Origin of the sequence: Dyadobacter sp. 32 (assembly GCF_902506755.1) — a bacterium.
Taxonomy (GTDB): domain Bacteria; phylum Bacteroidota; class Bacteroidia; order Cytophagales; family Spirosomataceae; genus Dyadobacter.
Genome location: NZ_LR735258.1, coordinates 4,645,973 through 4,666,428, shown reverse-complemented (window position 1 = coordinate 4,666,428; position 20,456 = coordinate 4,645,973). Strand labels below are relative to the sequence as shown.

The 20,456-nt window shown below is 44.3% G+C and carries 18 protein-coding genes; 1 reads left to right on the top strand and 17 read right to left on the bottom strand.

The window, feature by feature from the left end; translation table 11 throughout:
* Positions 1-50: 50 nt before the first annotated feature.
* From ybeY to DYADSP32_RS18930, 15 genes are all read right to left on the bottom strand, one after another.
* Positions 51-464 carry an rRNA maturation RNase YbeY gene (gene ybeY, locus DYADSP32_RS19000; protein WP_149241274.1) on the bottom strand — a complete coding sequence of 138 codons (414 nt, stop codon included), beginning with the start codon at positions 462-464 and terminating at the stop codon, positions 51-53.
* 199 nt (positions 465-663) lie between these two features.
* Positions 664-3,984 carry a DUF4175 family protein gene (locus DYADSP32_RS18995; RefSeq protein ID WP_149244770.1) on the bottom strand — a complete coding sequence of 1,107 codons (3,321 nt, stop codon included), beginning with the start codon at positions 3,982-3,984 and terminating at the stop codon, positions 664-666.
* A 202-nt stretch (positions 3,985-4,186) separates the two neighbouring features.
* Positions 4,187-4,921 (bottom strand): outer membrane beta-barrel protein, encoded by a 735-nt coding sequence (locus DYADSP32_RS18990; RefSeq protein WP_149241275.1) that lies wholly within the window; start codon positions 4,919-4,921, stop codon positions 4,187-4,189.
* 78 nt (positions 4,922-4,999) lie between these two features.
* Positions 5,000-5,803, bottom strand: coding sequence for a tryptophan synthase subunit alpha (gene trpA / locus DYADSP32_RS18985; RefSeq protein ID WP_149241276.1), 804 nt, complete (start codon positions 5,801-5,803; stop codon positions 5,000-5,002).
* On the bottom strand, positions 5,800-6,186 hold the full coding sequence (locus DYADSP32_RS18980; protein ID WP_149241277.1) for a Dabb family protein: 387 nt from the start codon (positions 6,184-6,186) through the stop codon (positions 5,800-5,802). Before DYADSP32_RS18980 ends, trpA begins: the two co-directional genes overlap by 4 nt.
* Before the next feature lie 58 nt (positions 6,187-6,244).
* Positions 6,245-6,445 carry a hypothetical protein gene (locus DYADSP32_RS18975; RefSeq protein WP_149241278.1) on the bottom strand — a complete coding sequence of 67 codons (201 nt, stop codon included), beginning with the start codon at positions 6,443-6,445 and terminating at the stop codon, positions 6,245-6,247.
* 21 nt (positions 6,446-6,466) lie between these two features.
* Positions 6,467-7,666: a tryptophan synthase subunit beta gene (gene trpB, locus DYADSP32_RS18970; protein WP_149241279.1), complete on the bottom strand. Its 1,200-nt coding sequence runs from the start codon at positions 7,664-7,666 to the stop codon at positions 6,467-6,469.
* Positions 7,667-7,672: 6 nt separating this feature from the next.
* A complete protein-coding gene (locus DYADSP32_RS18965) occupies positions 7,673-8,323 on the bottom strand; it encodes a phosphoribosylanthranilate isomerase (protein ID WP_149241280.1) in 651 nt (216 codons plus the stop codon).
* Positions 8,320-9,138: an indole-3-glycerol phosphate synthase TrpC gene (trpC, locus tag DYADSP32_RS18960; protein WP_149241281.1), complete on the bottom strand. Its 819-nt coding sequence runs from the start codon at positions 9,136-9,138 to the stop codon at positions 8,320-8,322. The genes DYADSP32_RS18965 and trpC overlap by 4 nt, the downstream gene beginning before the upstream one ends.
* Positions 9,138-9,728 carry a Uma2 family endonuclease gene (locus DYADSP32_RS18955; protein ID WP_149241282.1) on the bottom strand — a complete coding sequence of 197 codons (591 nt, stop codon included), beginning with the start codon at positions 9,726-9,728 and terminating at the stop codon, positions 9,138-9,140. Before DYADSP32_RS18955 ends, trpC begins: the two co-directional genes overlap by 1 nt.
* Complete coding sequence (trpD, locus tag DYADSP32_RS18950; RefSeq protein WP_149241283.1) at positions 9,725-10,714, bottom strand: anthranilate phosphoribosyltransferase; 990 nt, start codon at positions 10,712-10,714, stop codon at positions 9,725-9,727. Before trpD ends, DYADSP32_RS18955 begins: the two co-directional genes overlap by 4 nt.
* Before the next feature lie 52 nt (positions 10,715-10,766).
* A complete protein-coding gene (locus tag DYADSP32_RS18945) occupies positions 10,767-11,333 on the bottom strand; it encodes an anthranilate synthase component II (RefSeq protein WP_149241284.1) in 567 nt (188 codons plus the stop codon).
* Between the two features lie 90 nt (positions 11,334-11,423).
* On the bottom strand, positions 11,424-11,813 hold the full coding sequence (locus tag DYADSP32_RS18940; protein ID WP_149241285.1) for a tautomerase family protein: 390 nt from the start codon (positions 11,811-11,813) through the stop codon (positions 11,424-11,426).
* A gap of 19 nt (positions 11,814-11,832) precedes the next feature.
* Positions 11,833-13,260: an anthranilate synthase component I family protein gene (locus DYADSP32_RS18935; RefSeq protein WP_149241286.1), complete on the bottom strand. Its 1,428-nt coding sequence runs from the start codon at positions 13,258-13,260 to the stop codon at positions 11,833-11,835.
* A gap of 711 nt (positions 13,261-13,971) precedes the next feature.
* Entirely contained in the window at positions 13,972-15,921 is a 1,950-nt protein-coding gene (locus DYADSP32_RS18930; RefSeq protein ID WP_149244771.1) for an acetoacetate--CoA ligase, read from the bottom strand.
* 381 nt (positions 15,922-16,302) lie between these two features.
* Between DYADSP32_RS18930 and DYADSP32_RS18925 the strand changes: the two genes are divergently transcribed.
* Positions 16,303-17,946, top strand: a complete 1,644-nt coding sequence (locus tag DYADSP32_RS18925) for a pseudouridine synthase (protein WP_149241287.1) — start codon at positions 16,303-16,305, stop codon at positions 17,944-17,946.
* A 70-nt stretch (positions 17,947-18,016) separates the two neighbouring features.
* Here DYADSP32_RS18925 and DYADSP32_RS18920 read toward each other — a convergent pair whose 3' ends face one another.
* Together DYADSP32_RS18920 and DYADSP32_RS18915 are read right to left on the bottom strand one after the other, a co-directional pair.
* On the bottom strand, positions 18,017-19,567 hold the full coding sequence (locus DYADSP32_RS18920) for a Do family serine endopeptidase (RefSeq protein WP_149241288.1): 1,551 nt from the start codon (positions 19,565-19,567) through the stop codon (positions 18,017-18,019).
* A 216-nt stretch (positions 19,568-19,783) separates the two neighbouring features.
* Positions 19,784-20,212, bottom strand: a complete 429-nt coding sequence (locus DYADSP32_RS18915; RefSeq protein ID WP_149241289.1) for an Hsp20/alpha crystallin family protein — start codon at positions 20,210-20,212, stop codon at positions 19,784-19,786.
* Positions 20,213-20,456: the final 244 nt, after the last annotated feature.

Sequence of the window (20,456 nt, the reverse complement as noted above, 5' to 3'; positions counted from 1 at the left end):
TTTGAGTCTTGTTAAAGCACTTTAATTAAAGTGTTCCACGTGGAAATATTTTAATACTGAAGCAAACATGCATCCTCTTTTGCACGCATTTCTACTTTTAAATCTTCTGTTGAATCTCCAAATCCGATCAGGTGAAGTAGTCCGTGGATTAGAACTCTCCGCAATTCAAGATCAAAAGCGATGCCCAAATTCTGAGCATTTTCCTTTACCCGATCTACACTGACGTAGATGTCCCCTTCCAAAATTCCTTCGTCTTCACTATTGTCGAAGGTAATGATATCCGTATAATAATCATGTTGAAGGTACTGCCGGTTAATTTCCAAAAGATAATCATCTGAACAGAAGATATAATTCAGGGAACCAATTTTGTAACCTTCTGATTGTGAGATACTTTTGATCCATTTAGAGGTTTTAAGGGGATGAGGTTGTTTGAAATTGATCTCTTCCGAGAAGAATTTGAGCATGTCTGATCGTTAAAAAGGTCTATTCTTCACGTGGAAGAATTTTTGTAACCTGTTAAATATTAAATATAAAAAGCTCCGCAAAGATACTAAGTATCTAAATACGATTCGTTTAACCTTCTTTTACAGAGATACAGGCAAAGTAACTGAACGATGCCCGTATATCCGTAACATTTAACATAAGATAACAGTTTGATTGGACTCAGTTTTGTGCCTGATATTTACGGAAGTAGGCATCCACTTCCCGTTTGTAGAATGGCGAAAATGTTGGTGGAATTGTACGAATTAATTCTGTTTGCTTCTCCTTTTCCCGAATGTATTTCTCAAAAGCTGCTGGTGGCTGGCGAGGTGTCTGCTTCGCTGTCTGTGCTTTACGTTGTTCATCTTCATCCTGCTCCTTCATGGCCTTTTCTGATTCGAGCAAGCGGGTGGTTATTTCCTGATTCCGTTTAATCAGCTCCGGGGTTATTCTTTTGTTGACCAGATCTGTTTCTGTCTCATCCATTTTTTCGGCGATATCCTGAAGTTCTTTTCCAAGTTGTTTACCGGCCTCTGTGCCCCTCAAAGATTCTTCAAGTCTTTTAACCAATTCTCTTATGGCAGCTTGCTCGGCTGCCATACGGGCGATCTGTTCAGAATTGTTTCCCTGGCCTTCTTTACCCTGTCCAAGCTGTTTCATTTGGCCATTGAGCTTTTCCTGACGTTCGCCCATTCCCGGCGAATCCCCTTTTTGCTTTCCTTTTTTTCCTTTACCGCTTCCGGGCATAGCCATGGCCATCTGCTCCTGCATTTGCTTGAAAACGTCACTAAGCATCAGCGCCAGATTATTCATGGAAGTCATCGCGAACTGTTGTTTGGACGTAGCTGCGTTAATCTGACGGTCTTTAATGCTTTTCACACTTTCATCCATGTATGACTTCATGTCATTCAATTCCCTGGTAACAAATGATTGGATCTGCACAACACGATTGGCCAAGGCATATAAACTGTCTTCCACTACTTTCGCATCTTCTTTCAACTTGAGCTGAGTCTGGCCCAGTTTAACGAACCGCGGGTCCTGAAGGTTTACACCCCTAAAATCCTTCATTAAACTTTCCTGATCAAACGATAGGGTGATCAAATTTTCCAGAATATCTCTTAGGGCGTCCATATTTTCTTCCATCTGTTCCATCTCAGCTGCCTCCATGGCTTCGGCCATCGACTTGGACATCTGTTTCATGGACTTTGCTGCCTTTTTTTGCGCCTGAGAGGCTTTTGAGTTCTGTTGCTTATCCAGTTCCTTCTTACTCTGCTCCATCTGCTCAGAAGCTTTTTTTTGATCTTCCTCCGGCGTATCTAACGGCTGCTCCAGTTCTTCGCTCAATTTCTCAATCTCTTCGGTATCCTCCGCGGCTTTTTCAAATTCTTTCTGGATATTCTCCTGCTCTTTTTTCAACTCCTCATTCTTTCCTTTTTTATCCTCGCCATTTTTGTTTTTGTCGTTCTCCTGTGATTTATCTGCAAGCTTGTCTTCCTGATCGGCCAGTTCGTCCAGTTTCTCCACTAGATTTTCCATTTTTTGTTCAAGCTGCATCTGTTTGAAGAGCTTCATCGTTCTTTCCAGCTCCTTTTCCAGATTGTGCTCTTTGTTACGCAATTTTTCCATCATGGACGACATACGTTCACTCTGTTTTTGCTCGAGCATCTTCTTTAATTCCTGGTACAGCTTATCTGTATTCTTATCCATCAGTTGATCCATCAGTTTTTGCAGCTGATCAATTTTGCTTTGCAGTTCCGGGCTTTGCTGATTGAACTGTTTCGATTTTTCATTGGAACTTTGATTTTTCTCCTGCAGAGCCTGAAGTTCTTTCATTAACTCTTCACGCTTCCTTAATATTTCTTCTACTTGTTTTTGTTCTTTGAAATCAAGCTCCTTATTTGTTTTCAGGCGGTTGTCCAGATTATTTAGATCTTTTTGCAGGTTTTGCGCCTTTTTCATGGCGGATTGTATCTGGTTCTCGGTCGCCTGCTCTGACTTTCTTATTTCGGCCTCTACCTGATCTTTTGAAGGAACCGTAAATTGCATGGATCGGGATCTTGCGCTTTTGGCGCCATTAACCCCATCATTATCCCACACCTGGGCATAATACTCGATCTTGTCGCCTGGGGCAAGCCTGAGGCTGTCTACATACCATTGAAAGAAAAAGCTCTGTGTATTGGCGGTTTTGTTGAATGGAATGGGGATACTCCTGGCTGCGGAAGGGGATTTGTCATTTTCCCGCTGAAGACTATAGAAAAGCCTGAGCTGAGAAAATCCATAATCATCAGTGATAGACCCTCCCAGTACCAGGTAGTTATATAGGGTGGTATCCTGAAAATTTTCAAGATTTAAAACCGGGAATTTATCAGGAATAACGTTGATATAATACCCAATCTTATCTGCGTTCGCAGCATCGTTGTTTTTTAACTCAACCTGGTATTGAGATGAGCGCCTGAGGGATCGGCGCACGGAAAAATGCTCAGAGTCCTGCTGTTTTCCGGTATACAAGGCGGAGTCGTTTTCAAAACGGACTCCCAGTGCGTTTGTGGCTGATGTGTTAAAGTTCCACTCGATATTGGTCCCTTCCGGCACGGACAAGTTGCCGACGTTGCTCAACCCCTCTGCCGGCTTATTGAGATAGGCAGGGTAATGCAGGTTTACATCAAAGGATAACAAGGATGGTCGCTGCACAACTTTGATTTTATAATCATCAGAATTAAATCCTGCGGCCTCAAATGAAAATGCTACATCTCGCTGTATGTTTTTGAATACATAAGAATAGTTCTGATTGTCTCCACGGGTTAGCTTAAATCTGGTGTCGTTCTGCACCAGGTACACATCCTGAGGTAATGCATCCCCCTGAAGCTTCAATTTAAGGGTAAAATCCTCATTCCTGAAGGCCTTTAGATCCCTATTCTCTACCTGAAACGAAAAAGGTGCATAAGTGTAATTTTTCTGAAAATGTATGATCCTCTCAGAACTACTGGTAAAAAATTTTGGATTGAAAAGCAATATGGCAGCAATGGCAGCCAATGGGAAAACGGCGTATCGCAGCCGCTTTTTATTCTCGTTGAAGCGAATGGCGTCGGAAAACTTTACAATCAGCAGTTGCTTTGACTTCTGACTGATACTGGCTTCTATCAGATCCGACTGGCTTCCCGACAAACTTCTCAGCTGCAGGGTATTCACAAGTTTATCTCCGATTTCAGGGAAATATTCCCCGATCTGTTGGGCAGCATCTTCGTCCGAAATTGGTTTCCTGATCCCAATGAGGTGTATCAACGGCTGGATAACCCATTGAAAAAAAGAGAACAGAAGTACAGCCAGAAAACCAAAGAATAACGTCCCACGCACAGCAGAGCTGAACCGACCGAAATATTCGAGGGTATTGAAAAAAAGGTATACGGTCAACAACAAAGCTGCCGAGAGAATAACACCTTTTAGCAGTTGGTTCTGATAATATTTCTGACGGTATTCCTGAATGCGAAGCAGCAGGCCTTCCATTGCCGGGGTGAAAGGTGTCATATATTTTGGATAAAATTCGGATCGATCTTATAACGTATTCATACTGTTAAAAGTACAATTACCTGTACCGCACAAAACGAAGTAAGTTAATGATTTTTTGTTGGTTTACAGCGGCAAGGTTACATGAAAGCGGTGTGTGGGTGTATCCGTGATTGTTAGCTTCGAAAATAGTCTGATATGACTAGAAGCTCAGAAGAACGCCTGCAGAAGCGTAATTGATCCAGTTGAAATTATAAATGGTGTCGACATCTGCACCACCTTCTACTACCCTGTAACCCAGCTTTACGCCCAGTTTGGTATTAATCGTGTAGCTGACACCCGCGAAGATGTCCTCGGCTCTGCCGTACTTGGATGCCAACGCATCCCCTTCCAGTATGATGGCCCAGCGGTAGGAAGGTTTGTAGGCTCCATAGAAGTTTACAAGGGGCACAAAGCCCAGATTGTCGTAGTGTGTATCGGCCGTTTCGTTACGGAAACGAATGTCAGCGTCACGTATTTTTGCCGTTAGGCCAGCCCCTACCACCCACCTTCCGTTGGAGATGAAGTCATATCGGTACGTGAGCCGGTATGAATTGAATTTGTAATCTACTGTCAGGGGCAGGCTGGTATTAAAAATAATATTATTAAAATTGACAGGTTCGGACAGATTTCCCTTGTATTGAACGCTTAATGGCGCGTATAGAAGCGCGATCGAATGGCGTTTGCGAAAAGTGTATCCTGTCCGCAACCGGTAAAAAATCTTCGGTTTTATAGTAAGCTCTTCCGCAAGGTTGACAAATGTACCACCGGAGTTTGGTATTCTTACTTCATTGTAATTTGTACCAAATACCAGCCCCCCCTCAATACCAACTTTCAACTGTGCGCTGGCTGAAATGGGCAGAGCCAGCATGGCAAAAAAAATGATAAAACGTTGCATAGCCTTTTCATGAAAACAGACAACCCGTCCTGGGATTGTCTGTACAAATTTAGTGCCATGAAAATCAGAATCATTTTATCAGACAGCAACCTGCTCTTCTGAGCCATGTTTTACACTGCGTACAAAAGCAATTATATCATTCTCAAGGTCTTTACTTTCCGAAAGCACACGTATAAATGCGCTCCCAATTATGGCTCCTGCCGCATAGTTTGATGCTTTTTGGAATGTAGCATGATCCTTTATGCCGAAACCGATCAGTCTGGGGTTTTTAAGCTGCATAGCATTGAGCCGGTTGAAGTAAGACTCCATATCGTCGCTAACGCCGGTTTTGGAGCCAGTTACACTTGCAGAGGATACCGTATAAATGAAACCCTCGCTGACGCTGTCGATCTGACGGATGCGTGCCTCGGAGGTCTGAGGTGTCACCAGAAAAATATTAAGAATGCCATACCGGTCAAAAATTTCCTTGTATTCCGTAAGGTAAACGTCCATAGGCATGTCGGGCAAAATAAGGCCGTCCACTCCTGTCTCGGCACACCTCTGGCAAAAGTACTCCATACCAAACTGAAGAACCGGATTGATATAACCCATCAGTAAAACGGGCACTGTGATGGTCTCACGCATGTGTGCCAACTGTTCAAACAGCAGCTTAACCGACATGCCGTTTTCCAGGGCTTGGTCATTACTTTTCTGGATTGTTTCTCCATCTGCTACGGGATCAGAATACGGCATCCCGATTTCCACAAGGTCAGCTCCGCCATCCTGTAATGCTTTCAATACCCGTAAGGTATCCGAAGCTTCCGGAAAACCTGCTGTAAAATAAACGTTCAACAGCCCCTCATGCTGATCGTTGTTGCTGAAAAGATTGGTTATTCTATTCATTCTTTTGTCCAGTAATCAATCACCAAAACTTTGTCCAGATGCGGTTCAAGTACCTTTACAAAAGCTTTGTGATCAGGATGTGGCAAATATATTTCTCGTGCTGCTTCATTTTCAAAAGACACAAAAAAGGCATGCGTAAAACCCTGATTCAGGCCTTCAGGGCTATTGTTGGTGCCCCATTCAAATCCTTTCACTTCCTTTATCTGAGTAGGCACTTTTCTGAAGGCGTCTTCGACTTCCTTTACTTGTGCCGGTGTAGCAGAATCTTTAAATTTGAATAGCACAACGTGACGGAGCATTTTCTTCGGTGGGTTTTGAGGTGAAACAAGCGCCATTGCTCCAAACGAAAGGAGGCAGGCCAGGAAAAGTAGTTTGATTTTCATTCAGTGATTTATTTATATTAAAAGTATATATCAGGTAAAAAGTATATAAAGTATAAAGTTATGCCGAGCAGTTCAAACACTCGCCTTCATCACTGAACTTCAGGCGGTCAAACTCCCCAAGTTTCTCTTTCAAAGTAAGAATTTCATCTTCCATGTCGCATCTTTCGAATAGTGACAAGCTTCCTGCATTTACTTTTGCTTCCAGTTCCTGCAATTTCAGACGTACGTCAAATACCTCTGGTAATGTTAATGTAGCCATGTGCAAATTTTAGGTTAAGTATTAATCGATGTATTTCATGTAGGTAGCCATATCCTTATCACCCCTACCCGACAGATTCAGTACAACAGTTTCTTCTTTTGTGGCACCCAGGCGGCCTAAAACCGCCAGCGCATGTGCAGATTCCAGCGCAGGAATAATACCTTCCAGGCGGGAAAGCTCAAAAGCAGCCTGAACCGATTCTGTGTCGGTGGCAGAGAGGAATATGCCGCGACCGCTGTCAAACAGATAGGCGTGCTGTGGCCCGATTCCTGGATAATCCAGACCCGCTGAAATGGAATATGGCTCAGTAACCTGTCCGTCTTCCGTCTGCATCAGGATGGTTCTGCTTCCGTGTAGCACACCTGGTTTTCCCAACGCGGTTGTGGCAGCAGAATGGCCGGTGGTAATACCCATTCCCGCAGCTTCAACGGCGACCAGTTTTACATTTTCGTCGTCCAGAAAATGATAAAATGCTCCCGCGGCGTTGCTTCCGCCACCCACACAAGCCAGAACATAATCGGGCGTTTCTTTACCCGTATGCTCCTTAAGCTGCCATCTTATTTCCTCCGAAATGATCGACTGGAAACGTGCTACCATATCCGGATAAGGGTGAGGTCCTACTACGGATCCAATAATGTAATGTGTGTCTACGGGGTTATTGATCCAATGCCGCATGGCTTCATTGGTAGCATCTTTGAGTGTTCTGGACCCACAGGTGGCTGGCCGCACTTCTGCTCCCAGCATTTTCATACGTGCCACATTGGGTGCCTGGCGTTGAATATCCAGTTCGCCCATGTACACGATGCATTCGATGTTCATCAGCGCGCACACTGTGGCTGTGGCTACGCCATGCTGGCCTGCACCCGTTTCGGCAACCACACGCTGTTTTCCGAGCCTTTTGGCGAGTAGTATCTGGCCAACGGTATTATTTACCTTGTGAGCGCCTGTATGGCAAAGATCCTCTCGCTTCAGAAAAATATTCGTGTTGTATTTTTCTGAGAGTCTGTTGGCTCTGTACAATGGGGTAGGCCTGCCTACATAGTGGCGAAGGAGATCATTATATTCTTTCTGAAAGGCAGGGTCCGCAATGATCTGCAAATAGTTTTCCCGCAATTCCTCCACATTAGGATATAACATTTCGGGGATAAATGCGCCGCCAAAGGACCCATAATAACCCTGATCGTTGACCTGAAATGATTTTTTCTCTGCTATTGCTTCCATAATAAATTAAGCTCCCGCTTCTTCTGTTGCTTTTACACGAATCTGTCCAAACAGTTTTTCCAGTTTGGTTATATCTTTCATCCCGGGTTCTGTTTCAAACAAACTGTTGACGTCAATCCCGTAGATTCTTATTTTTTTTGATAACTCGATGACCGATTCTATATTGTCAGGTCCGATACCACCGCTTAGGAATAAGGGTTTCTCGTTATCGTACTTCGACAAAATATTCCAGTTGAACGGTACTCCGTTTCCTCCCGGGCTTGCTCCTTTGGTATCAAAAAGAAACATATCACAAAAGGATTTATAATTATTCAGCATATTAAAATTGAAATTTTCATCAATAGAGAATGCTTTAATAATATTTATCCCCTTTTGCCTCAAACTTCTGCACATGTCCGGCAGTTCATTACCATGGAGCTGCGCGTACTGGAGGTCATATTTTTTTACCGTATCTACAATGTGGCCGGGGCTTGCGTTCACAAACACACCCACTTTTTTTATATTTTGAGGAATACTTCTGATGTATTCTTCATTGAGCAGGTCCGCCACAAAACGGGGTGATTTCTCATAAAATATGAACCCGATGAAATTTGGTTGCAAAGCAACTACCTCTTCAATATTGCTTCGCTCGCGCATTCCGCAAACTTTAATCTTCATAGAGCCACAGGTTTGGAGGTGGTGTATTGTGATAAGGTTTTTTGTAAATCGCCCAGTGCTGCACCCGGATTTTCTGTTTTCATGAATGTTTCTCCGATGAGGAATCCTTTGTATCCACATTGAAACAGGCGCATGATTGTTTCCGCATCTTTTAAACCGCTTTCAGATATCTTAACAAAAGAATCAGGTATCTGTTCACTCAAAATGATAGAATTTTCGATTGAGGTTTCGAAGGTTTTGAGATTGCGGTTGTTAACACCCACCATATCAACAGAATCGCACAGGCTTATTTCCAGTTCTTCTGCGTTGTGAACTTCCAGAAGAACTTCGAGACCCAGGGCATGCGCCTTCTTGCTCAGATCCACAACTTCCTTTGGCTCAAGGCAGGCTGCAATAAGCAGAATCACATCGGCACCAATTGATTTTGCTTCATACAACTGATATTCGTCAATGATAAAATCCTTCCGAAGCATGGGAATGTGTGGGTTGGCTTTCCGTGCACGCAGAAAATCATCAAACGACCCCCCAAAAAAGTCAATATCTGTAAGCACAGACAGTCCAACCGCGCCGGCTCTTACGTATTCCCGGGTCACGTTTTCGGGCAAAACGGAATCGTTAATGATACCTTTAGAAGGAGACTTTCTTTTGAACTCAGAAATGATTTTTGGGAAGGACGCACTTCTGAGCGCCTCCGACAACGAAGCTGTACTACGAGCGAAGAGGGGTTCACTTTCCAGTAGGGAAATCGGCCTCAGATTCTTAGATTCTTCTACTTCGACGTGCTTACGCGCAACAATTTTTTCTAATATGTTCATTAATCTTTAAAAATATCTGCAACACTTAATTCAAATTCGGGGAAAACATGGCTTGTGATTTGGTCTTCCAATGCAAAGGGTGGCAGGCCTATATATCTGCCTGCTTCGTTAAGAATGTAAACGAAAATGACCTCGCTGGTGGGATCAGCAAGCCAGTATTCTTTCACCCCATTTTCTTCATAAACCTCAAACTTGTTTTTCAATTCGGTTTGCGAATTTCCTGGCGAAAGAATTTCTATGATCAGATCCGGCGCACCTATACAACCCTGATCATCAAGTTTCGCAGGATCACACACCACATAAATATCGGGCTGAACGATTGTGTGAATTTTGTTTGTTTTGTCACTTTTTCGAGGAGTGAGGCGAACATCGAAAGGCGCGACGTAAACCTGGCAAACTTTGTTATCAAGAAACTTATAAAGTTCTCCCTGAAGGTAGCCGGAAATGCGTTGATGCTTTCTTGCCGGAGCAGGCGACATTTTGAAAATCTTTCCCTTTATCAATTCCACACGCTCTTCAAACCTCCATTGCAGATAATCTGCATAAGAGTAGGTTTTGTCGAGATCGAGCTGATTGATGTCCGTGATCATACCGCTATGAGTTTTTTAAAGCTATTCAACGCCTTTTTACTTTCGATAGATTCCCTGGCGGTAGCCACCGCATCCAGCAAAGACAACGAGGGATTGGCACAATGAAGTGCCAGTGCTGCATTGGCAAGCACAGCCTGCTTTTGTGCGGGTGTGGCCTCGTCATTGAGCACATTCATGAAAATTTTAGCTGATGCTTCTACCGTTTCACCCCCCGAAAGATCTTTCGCCCGCAGGGTTTCCAATCCCAGGTGGGATGGCGTGAGCACCTGCTCTGTATGAGCCGTAATGATTTTAAAAGCACCTGTCAATGACACTTCGTCGTAGCCGTCTAATGCGTGGAGAACCAGAAACTGTTTATCTGTCTGTTGGTAAAGATAGGCAAAAAGCCGTGCCAATTCAAGACTGAAAACCCCGACAAGTTGTTTTTGAGGGGATACCGGATTCACCATCGGACCCAGCATGTTGAAAAACGTTTTTACGCCCAATTCACGCCTCACCGGTGCCACATTTTTCATTGCCGGATGGAACAGTGGCGCATGAAGGAAACATACACCGGCTTCGTTGATTTTGCGTTCCAGGATACTTCGGTCATTGGTGAAGCTGGCACCGAGATACTCCAGAACGGTTGATGACCCGCAGAGGGATGAAACGCCATGGTTACCGTGCTTCGCCACATGTTGCCCGGTGCCGGCAACAACAAAACATGATAAGGTGGAAATATTAAACGTGTCCTTGCCATCCCCCCCTGTGCCACACACATCAATGGGATCGTATCCCGACAGATCTACCGATAAACACAGTTCGAGCATCGCATCCCTGAATCCTTCCAGTTCTTCAACGGTAATGCTTCGCATCGCATAAATGGTCAGGAAAGAGGCAATTTCAGAGTTTGAATATTTTCCGGTGCTAATCCCGATCAGTGCTTCTTTGGCTTGCTCCTTACTCAGGACTTTGTATTCAAAAAGGTGGCTAAGTATATTTTTCATTGCGTATGGATACCAAACAGATATGCGGACGTATAGTTTTCAGTAATAATAATTAGATATTTAACCAGTTTTGAAGCATCTGCTTGCCGTGATCGGTCAATACCGATTCGGGGTGAAATTGAAGACCTTTCACATCGTATTTAATGTGTGACAACCCCATTACCCTGCCCTTTTCGTCCAGCGCGGTTATTTTCAGTTCATCTGTAAAGGTTTCGGGCACAACGGTCCAGGAGTGGTATCTGCCCACTTGTATTTCGGAAGGAAGCCCTGCAAATATGCGTTCGGTAGGATCTGTGACGATTGCTTTGTCGCTAATCCCGTGCAACACATCGGTCATGTTTTCCAGAGAAGCACCATAGACCTCCCCAATAGCCTGATGCCCCAGGCAAATACCCAGAATACTTTTTGAGGGTCCATATTCACGGATCAGATCCTGCATGATGCCAGCTTCTGAGGGAATTCCGGGTCCTGGTGAAAGCAAAATTTTGTCATACTGTGCCACATCTTCCAGGGAGATTTTATCATTGCGATAAATATCAACCTCTCCATGGAGTTCACGAAGAATATACACCAGGTTGTAGGTGAAGGAATCGTAGTTGTCTAGAACGAGAATTTTCATAATTTTTTAGCTTTCAGCCGCGCGGCGGTCAGCGATTGGCTTTCGGTTTGATATTTTACTTAAATGAATTGTTGTTTTCAAACAGATCTTTCAGATCTGAACTTTATAATCTAAAACTAATTCGTCCGCCGGCTGTCCGCGGAGGCCCCAGTTGTGCAAAGGTGTTTCTGTCAAAGTTATTTCAACGTCATTGGGGGCGATTTTCAGTTCTTGTTCAAAACGCTCAAAAATTAAGCGGTACAGGTTTTTTTTAGATGCTATGGAACGCCCTTCAAACAAAGAAATTTCAATAATTGTGTATTGATCACTTCTGCCTTCGGGATAAAAGAAGTCTTCCTGATCGAGGTAAAAAAAGCGATGCGCCCGTTTGTTTAAGGGATATTGAAATGCTTCTGCAATACATGCATGCAATGTGTCCGAAAGCAGTTCTCTTTTGGATTGCAGATGGGCCCTTAAACCGTAAATTTTGATCTGTGACATGTATTTCTTTTAGCTTCTTCTAAATCTCTTCTGCAAATTCGATAGCTTTTCTCAGAGCCGCTAGTTTGCTGTTAATTTCCTGTAACTCACTTTCAACGACGGATTTGGCAACGACTCCCATCCCTGCACGGTAAAACAAAGAATTATTCTTGCTCAAGAACGTACGGATGGCAATAGCATGGTTGAAATCTCCATTGAAATCCATGAAACCAATGGCTCCGCCGTAAATGCTTCGGTTGCTGGTTTCCATTTGGTTTATGAGTTTCATGGCATTGTGTTTCGGTGCACCTGAAAGTGTTCCGGCAGGAAATGTATCTGCGACCAACTGAAGGGGGTTAACACCTTCATTCATTTTGCCTACAACCTTTGAAACAAGGTGTATGACATGGGAATAATACTGTACTTCCTTGTAGTTGGTCACTTTCACGGCGTCACAGCTCCTGCTCAGGTCATTGCGCGCAAGGTCCACCAGCATGACATGCTCAGCGGTTTCTTTTGGGTCGTTTAAAAGGTTTTGAGCAGCTTCTGCATCAGCCTGATCATCCCCGGTCCGGCGAAAAGTGCCTGCAATGGGGTGGATTTCAGCCTGACCATTTTTTATAAATATCTGTTTCTCTGGTGAGGACCCAAAAATTTTGTAATTCCCGTAATCGAAATAGAACAAATATGGAGAGGGATTGATGGAGCGAAGTGCCCGGTACACGTTGAACTCATCCCCTTGAAAATCGCGGCTGAAACGGCGTGAAGGGACGATCTGGAATACATCCCCCCGCAAACAATGATCAATGCCTTGCTGAATCACTTTGCGCATCTCGTCGTCCGTCACATTGGAAGTTTCATCGGACACGATCTTGAAATCATATTTCGGGAAATTCCGGTTTTTAATCAGGATTTCAATTTGCTCGAGGCCATTTTCAATTGCGTTATCCCCATACTGGTGTTCAAAAATATACAGCTCATTTTTAAAGTGGTTTATTGCGATAACATATCGAAATACCTGGTAAAAGATCTGGTCAATCTCCGTTTCAGGATTGGTACTGGCAGGTTGAATATCAATATCTTCGAAGTAAGTGACCGCGTCATAGGTCATGTGTCCGAAAAGCCCGTTGGTTATAAACGGAAACTTATTTTTTTCGGAAACAAAACTTTGCGCAAAACCATACAACGCCTGAACGGCATCCTTTGGGTTTTGCAAGGTGTAGGATTGATTCTGTCCATCGGGGAATACCTCGGTTACCTGGCTGTTGTTCAACTTGAAGGATGCAACGGGATCGCAACAGATATAGGTGAATGAATTTTCATTTCCGTGGTAATCCGAGCTTTCCAGCAGAATGGTGTTGACAAAGCGGTCGCGAAGCTTGAGATAGATAGAGACCGGTGTCAGTGTATCTGCTAAAAGTTTCTTGTAAGTGCTTGTTATTGAAAAGGTTTTGGCTGTTTTATCCATTTTTATTGTGAATGGTGTTTGTAACAAAAAAAGGCCCGCTGTTGGAAGAACAGCGAGCCCGTGAAAAAGTATATCATATCATACTATACAGTAGCTTACTCGTCCATCCTGTTAAGACGTGCGCGCCACCAACCAATAGTATTACATGTAAAATTCATAGTCTATCGAATTACCATTGAATAGGCTTGGTAATAATGGTTACAAAGATAGGAAAAGAGATTTGAGAAAATCAAAAGTTATGAAATTTTTTTAGCGGTGTTATGGGTACAAATATTGGAAATTTTCTATCCTGGTTTCGAAGAACCTTCAACTTTCTCATTTACTACCACAAATCTGTAAGGAGAAAGTAAGGATATTACCGATCAATCAAATGACTAATTCTAACGATTGACCATTAACGGTTGAGGCTGGGGCAAATAGACGGTACCATGACCCAGACATTGGTACCGGAGAGTACGTTAATTTCCTTTGATATACCTTTGGGTAAAACGTAAATTTTTAGATTGCTGCCAATGATAAAATATCGTACGGGAATGGGATCGTCATTGCTTTCTGGAGGCGACACATTACTTTATCCTGTACCGGATAAAAATAGTCAGGATAGACTGTGCTTGCCTTTGGGTGATGTAAAAATTCCCATCACCTTAAATCAGTTTTTGGAGTAAAGGCAGCACTCACTCCCTGGCGTTGCCTTATTAAAAAGCATCCTATCTACACAAACCCTTTCAAAGCTTCAGGATTCCGCATGGTATCCCGATTCACACATTTGTCCGGATCTTCCCCCATCAAAATTCTCTTCACCGGCGCTTCCATTTTCTTACCACTGATGGTGTAAGGAATGTCACTGACCTGCTCTATGGTATCCGGTACATGGCGGGGGGTATACTGCTCTTTCAGCCTGCCATTGATTTTTTTCTTCAATTCGTCTGAAAGTATATGCCCATTCGCCAATACAACAAACAAGGAAATGGTGCCACCTCCATCCGATTTTTCAAGATAAACCGCGAGGCTGTCCTTTACTTCGTCAAGACTTTCCACGGCGTTGTAAATTTCTGCTGTACCAATCCTCACACCGCCGCGATTCAACGTTGCATCTGAGCGCCCGTGTATCACCACCGATCCTTTTGGCGTAATCCTGATCCAGTCTCCATGGCGCCAAATATTGGGATACATTTCAAAATAGCTTGCCTCATAGCGTTCATTTTCCGGGTCATTCCAAAAGTAGATAGGCATCGAAGGCATGGGCTGGGTAACTACCATCTCGCCGAGTTCATCTATGTGTGCTTGCCCGGATTCGTCAAATGCTTCCACCCTGGCCCCAAGCATCCTGCACTGTATCTCTCCGGCAACAACAGGTAGAATCGGGCAACCTCCCACAAACGCACTGCAAACATCCGTTCCTCCACTCAGCGAAATCAGCCAGACGTCCTTTTTGATATTTTCATATATCCAAACATAGGCTTCCGGTGGCAGCGGTGAGCCGGTTGATCCTATGGTTTCCAGGTGCTTCAATCGCTCGGACGTGATCCCAGTACCAGCCCGCATGGAAGCAATAAAGTACGCTGCCCCTCCTCCAAAATGATTAATTTTGGCATTGTCGGCCAGTGACCAAAGAACCTGCGGAGAAGGATAGGCTGGTGCGCCATCATACAGAACCAGGGTAGCTCCACAAAGCAGAGAGCCCAAGGCATAATTCCACATCATCCAGCCAGTAGTCGAGTACCAAAAGTAGCGGTCGCCAGGTTTCACATTCTGGTGAAGGGTAAGCGCCTTCATGTGCTCCAGTAAACAACCTCCGACACTATGCGTTATTGCTTTAGGCTTGGCCGTAGTGCCGGACGAATACAATATCCAGATCGGATGATCAAAATTCACTTCTTCAAAGTCAAGGCCCAAATGTGGAAGATGCAAAATATCTTCCCAGGATGTACTCCGTTCCTGTTTTACCCCGGAATTTATATTGGATATCACCACAACATCCCTTAGGGTTGGCAGCGCCATAGCCAGTTCCTGATTATTAGTCGACGAATCAAAAATCTTCCCGTTGTATTGGTAACCGTCAGCCACAAATAACACTTTGGGCTCGATCTGCAGGAATCGATCCACGATGCCCGCCTTTCCAAAATCCGGAGAACAGGATGACCACACGGCGCCGACCACATTCGAAGCTAAAAAAGCAACAACCGTCTGCGGCAGGTTGGGCAAAACAGCCGCAACCCGATCCCCGGGACGCACGCCTCTTTGCCTCAGCCAGGTAGCCACTGCTGAAACTTCCGCCTCAAGCATTTCCCAGGAGACCTCCGCCAGCCCTTTGCTTTCGGATTGATAAAGCAAAGCCGGTCGATCCCTGGTTTTATTTCTGAAAATATGTTCTGCATAGTTCACTTTCGAGCGTGTAAACCATTTGGTACCGATCATGCCTCTCTGAGGCTTCACCAACACTTCCAGATAAATATCGTGTGACTTAATATTGAAATACTGCCAAAGGCTTTCCCAGAAATCTTCCAGATCCGTAACAGACCAGTCCCATAGATCCTGATAAGAGCGAAAATAAAGCCCCTTTTTGACAAAAAGCCAGTCCATATACTTTTTCAGATTGGATTGTTCTGTCAGATTCCTGCCTGGTTTCCATAGTGGCTGGACCTTTGTTTCCGTCGGCATAAATATCTTTCTATTGTTGAAGGTTCCATGATAAGCCGTAAAACGGCCTTTCCTGATCGTTATTATAAACGAGTTGCTTTGCGATTTCACATAAAAAGAAAGAAGAATATTTACCACCGCTAATACTGTACGCATTCACCAAACGAACAGGTCAAATATTCGCAAGTCAGATTAATTAGTTAGCAATCGAAAATTGCTGTATCTTTGCAGCCTTAAATTTAAATACATAGTACTCTGATCATCAGATACGTACGTCAATGCGTTTTAGCGACAGCCAGCAAAACTGGCATTACTTCATAACATCGGTTATGAATCCGCAAACCAGCTTCGCACATAAGTTGTAAAGAGGAACCAAAATCCAGTAGTGATACTGCATTCCTAATGAGAAAAAGAATTAACACCAGCAAGGGCGGAAACGATTCCCGTCCTGCTACTGAGGGTCAAAAGACCTTCCGCAGAAGCACCACCAGCGGCCGCTCTGCTACCCGTACATCTTCCCGGCCTGAGGGAGAAAGTCGTTTCAGTAAACCCAGCATCAAACGATCCAGCTTCCGGAGCCCGAATGGCTCGGAAAATTCCGGCCCAAACACGGCACGTCCCCGTTTTGATAAACCCGATTACGAGAAACCACGCAGCGCAGGCCGTGATGGAGATACCGGCGCGTTCAAGCCCAGAGGAGAGTTTACCCGCGGAAGTGATAGATCCGGCCCGGACAAACCCCGGTTTGACAAGCCAAGATTTGATTCTCCGCGTTCATCAGGACGAGATAGCGGGCCACGTGAATTTAAACCACGCGGTGAATTTGATTCAAGAAACAGAAGAGAAGGTGCAGATCGGTTCAATTCAGACAGACCCGGTCAGGACAGACCCGGTCAGGATAGACCTCGTTTCTCAGACCGCGACAACACTTCCAGAGACTTTAAACCACGAGCCGACTTCAAATCTAAAGAAGGATTTGAAAAGCCTTTCAACCGTGCAGATCGGGATAGCCGTGATTTCAAGCCTAAAAGTGATTTTAGGCCAGGAGAAAAAAGAGAAGGCTTCGGACCAAGGGCTGATCGTCCAGGTTCCGACCGATCCAGATCAGATGATCGTCAGGGCGATGCACGCAGTTTTAAGCCAAGAGAAGATCGTACTTTTGGTGAACGCAGCAGAAGCGAGAAACCAGTCTTTAAAAAAAAAGATTCTGAAGAGTCGGAAATAAATAATGCATCTGATGAAGGCGCAAACCGTCGTGTGGGGAATTTCGAAAGTGCTCCCCGATACAACCTGGCTGGTTATGAGAAGAAATCGGGCATAAAACCCAAGAAGGAAAGTCCAGAAATGCGCCTAAACCGGTACATTTCCAATGCAGGGATATGCTCCCGCAGAGAAGCAGACGACCTCATCGCCTCGGGCCAGATATCTGTGAATGGAAAAATTATTACAGAAATGGGTTATAAAGTGATGCCCACAGATGTAGTAAAATATGGCAAAAAGGCACTGAACCCTGAAAAGCTGGTGTACATCCTGATCAACAAACCGAAGGATTACATCACCACCACCGACGATCCGGAAGAGCGCAAAACAGTACTTGATCTGATACAGGGGGCTTGTTTTGAGCGGGTTTATCCCGTAGGCCGCCTGGATAGAAATACTACTGGGTTACTCTTGCTGACCAACGATGGCGAGCTGGCAGTGAAACTGACACATCCTTCGGGCGGTGTGAAAAAGATTTACCAGGCTGAACTCGACAGACCGATCACCACCGAAGATTTTGAAAAGCTTCAGGCGGGATTGGAATTGGAAGACGGATTTATAAAGCCGGATGAAGTGGGCATCGTTACTGCGGACGCGATGGTTGTCGGACTAGAAATTCACAGTGGCCGTAACCGCATCGTTCGACGGATATTTGAGCACCTCGGCTATGAGGTTCAAAAATTGGACAGAACGGTGTTTGCCGGACTTAACAAAAAGGAATTGCCACGTGGTAAATGGCGCTTTTTGAGCGAAAAAGAAGTGGTTAAACTTAAGTATCTGCTCTAAATAACCTATAAAAGTAAAAGGGTCTGAGATGAATTTCATCTCAGACCCTTTTACTTTTATCAATACTCAATTACAGACGGAATCCGAATTGGAACAAGTCGTAGGGAGCATCGGGATACAACCCCTCAAACTGAACCATAGAATCACTTTTACCGGCAAGGGCCGTTTCCAGTTCTTTCACAGAGCGAACGGATTTACCGTTCACTTTTGAAATAATAAACCCTTCCTCAACTCCTGAACGAGCAAGCTTGCCACTATTTACGGCGACAACCTTCACACCACCATCCACTTTATAACGCGACAGACGTTGCTTTTCCTGATCTGTGAGGTTGCCAAACTCGGCTCCCAGCACACTCATTGCTACCGCAGATTCATCACGTTTGATGATGTCGGATCCACCTGTACGGTTACGAAGGGTGATGTTCAGATCTTTTTCTTTACCATCCCGGTTTACGGTCAGATTCACCTTGTCGCCAGGCTTGTGCAAACCAATCGCCTGCTGGAGTTCAGGAACCGAATTTACCGGAATTCCTTCCACTTTTACGATCACATCACCTTTGTTCACACCAGCTGCTTTTGCTGCACTGTTTTCAGCAAATTCCTTTACAAAAACGCCTTCACTAACCTTTACTCCATAATCCTCTGCCTTTTTGCTGTCCAGCTCATCCAGTACGATGCCCAGATATCCTCTTTGAACATTCCCAAATTTGATCAGATCGCCCGAGACTTTCTTTACGATGCTGGAAGGTACCGCAAATGCGTATCCTGCAAAACTTCCCGTAGGACTCGCAATAGCGGTGTTAATACCGATTAATTCGCCTTTCAGATTTACAAGTGCGCCACCACTATTACCTGGGTTCACGACTGCATCCGTTTGAATAAAAGATTCCAGAGGTGAATCACCGCCTGTGTTGGAAGCTGGCCGCGCACCGTAGCCACGTCTTTGCTGACCAATAATACCCAAACCACGTCCTTTCGCGCTCACGATTCCCGCAGTTACAGTGGACTCAAGATTAAAAGGATTACCTACCGCTACTACCCACTCTCCTACCTTCACGGCATCGGAACTTCCAAAAGTAATTGCAGGCAAGTCTTTTGAATCGACCTGTATCACGGCAATGTCCGTCGACGGGTCTGTTCCGATCACTTTTGCCCTAAGCTTTCTTTTATTAGACAAAGTCACCAAAAGCTCCTGGGCGCCTTCTACTACGTGGTTGTTCGTCACAATGTAGCCATCCGAGGATATAATCACGCCGGAACCCGATGCCTCTTGAGGCTGGGCTCTCCCGCCGAAATCTTCACCAAAACCACCACCGCCAAAGAAATCACGCAGCATATCCTGCATCTGTCCCTGGCTACCACCACCACGCGATTGTGCTTGCGTCATGGTAGATTTAATGTGCACCACGGTAGGTGTAGTGGCTTCGGCCGCGTATACAAAATCACCGGGTGCTCCCGCAGGCGATCCTGTGGAAGTGAACTTAGCCAGTGACTCCGAAGGGGCCTCCTTAAAAATTACAGATTTATCACCATCATTTGTACTCAATAGTTTAAAACCGGCAAGGGTTGTTGCACTTGAAAGCAACCCAACCAGCACTAAACCTTTCCAATTTGTTTTCATATCCATATGTTGGGGTTAAAAATTTTGTAAATCAATAACGCAAAGCAAATAATAAATTATTCCCGGATTCGAGGCGTTTAACATATTTTAACAAAGATATTTAATCTCAAAATCATCTAAAATATCCTGCCAAAGTAAACTAACATATTATCTGGCCAAATGTGCACAAAAAAGGGCGCTATTTTTGAAAAATAACGCCCCGGATATGCTTAACAATTACGCAATCTCAATCTCACGGGCGGGCTTTTCTTTTGCTTCCTCCCTTTTTGGTAAGGTTACACTCAGGATTCCGTCGGCATAGCTGGCCACGATTTTTTCTCCATCCACAGAGTTGGGCAGGGTAAATGTCCTTTGGAAAGAGTTGTATTTAAATTCCTGACGGGTGTACTTTTCAGTCACTTCCTCTTCTTTTTGCTCTTTCTGAGCAGAAATTGTCAACTGATTTTTTTCGAGGTTCAATTTGAAATCACTTTTCTGTAATCCAGGTGCAGCGACTTCGATCTTGTAACCTTCTGTACCTTCCAGCACGTTCACTGCGGGCACACTTCCCGAAAATGCCGGGGTGTAAAGTTCATTGAGTAAGTCTTTACCAAAAAATCCATTAAAGTTTTTAGGTGCAAATTGTGTTTTAACTAATGTGCTCATGATTATAAAATTTTAAAGTGATGATGTTTTAAGTCTGGTATCCGATAACTTCCATACCGTGATATAAGCAGTAATGATCAACTTTTGTACCAAAACAGATTATACTGAAACATGTAAGACAAAATGGCATATAAATGTAGTTTTCATCAAATTGTATGTCATTTTGTCTCTTTTATTTATATTCATTGAAAAAATGACATTCCAAATGCCGCAAGGTCCATTTCCATCCCATATTCCCAGGGAT